Raw genomic sequence first — 1,438 nt, 5'->3', positions numbered from 1 at the left:
AGAATCTCCTTCCTCTAAGCCTAAGCGTAGGGAGGGGAGTGTTCAATATCGTGCATTTAACCTTAGTGACGTTACTACAGGAACTCTTTCGGCTACGGCACAAGACTATTATACTCCCCATGCATCATATAGTGATTTTATTTCCATTAATGTTCAATAATTTTCTTTTATAGTAAAATATAGAATCTAATTTGCCGATAACAGGAACAATGCTAGATTTAAAAGGAGGTTTTATCATTGTCAATTAGCGCAAAGGTCAACGGGCAATTCACGCCTGAATTCGCGGCTTATACTCATCTGGCCTTGGCAAACCGCATTCAAAACCAGGTCCGCGGTATTAGTAGTGGCACGAAGACCAATTCCATGAACTTCAAACAATTCATGGAGGCTATTCAAAAAGATCAGGAAGTTAATCACAGTTACGTTCGACACGTATCTGCCGATGAAGAAGCCAATAATCGTGTTTATGGGCGGAACAACGGTGTGAATGAGTTTGCGAATCAGCGGTTTGCAACCATCGAAAAGGCATATGAATTAGGATTGGTAGATCGCAGCGGTATTTTGATGGCCTCCTTTCATACAGAGGCTTGAAAGCATCCCGCATTAAAAAATTCTGTGCAGATGCTGCTTCAGTCCTTAAGTATACAGAGGAGGATAACAATTTCCATCTGATACAAAATAACCCCGAACAATCTATGTCTCTCCGATTGTTCCGGGTTATTTTTTATTCGGTACCCAGCCAAGTTACCAGAAACAAATAACAAAAGGTATCTTTTACAAACCCGAATCATTTACGTGAATGCCTCGGGTTTTTCTTTATCCATTTCACCCAAAGGGTCACTTGTTTTAGAAAAGTCTGAGAGACACTCCACCTTTAACACCCCCTCTATCTGGTCGATCTAATATTACGAAAAGCATTGCCTATCAAGGACAAGACGCTTATTCTGTTATGGGAAGGTTTTACAATGCCCGCGCTGCTCCAATATGAAACATTGGGCCGGCGTTTCGCGTATTAAAGGTACAATCGAAACATGAAGGGAAGGATATGCTCTTGGATACTGGAATGAGCGTTGTTCTATATGAAAAAATGCCGGACGGCTCGCTGAATGCGATCGAGGAGCGCGTGTGGAGCGCCAACATGATCGCCTCGCTGGAGCATGCCAATTATTTGGTAGTCGGGGGCCGCGAATTCGAGACGGTGGAGGGCAGGCTGAATCTGGACGAAGGCAAGCTTGAGCTGCTGCTTGTTCCGATGCGTACCGAATAGGCAGAAGACTTTTAATCAAGGGAGGCACCCGTTTTGGGCAGAGAAGAAGAAACTCGAAATCAATCACTGGGGGACAAAGGGATCGACCTGAGCGGCAAGCCGGTCCGCGTGCTGTCAACCTCGCTGGGCGTCGCCCTGCTGGCTAATGCGCTGTTTATACCCGGCGCTTCA

Annotated in this window: 2 protein-coding genes; both read left to right on the top strand. The window is 45.1% G+C overall.

Annotated elements, in window-relative coordinates:
- The first annotated feature begins 237 nt into the window (after window positions 1-237).
- Entirely contained in the window at window positions 238-591 is a 354-nt protein-coding gene (locus tag L692_RS0116915) for a hypothetical protein (protein WP_025701296.1), read from the top strand.
- Between the two features lie 454 nt (window positions 592-1,045).
- The gene (locus L692_RS0116910) at window positions 1,046-1,267 is read left to right on the top strand and encodes a hypothetical protein (RefSeq protein ID WP_376717938.1); all 222 of its coding nucleotides are present in this window, start codon (window positions 1,046-1,048) and stop codon (window positions 1,265-1,267) included.
- Window positions 1,268-1,438: the final 171 nt, after the last annotated feature.

It is taken from the genome of Paenibacillus forsythiae T98, from assembly GCF_000520735.1.
In the GTDB taxonomy this organism is placed as follows: Bacteria; Bacillota; Bacilli; order Paenibacillales; family Paenibacillaceae; genus Paenibacillus_AQ; species Paenibacillus_AQ forsythiae.
This window is presented reverse-complemented; position numbering and strand designations above follow the sequence as displayed.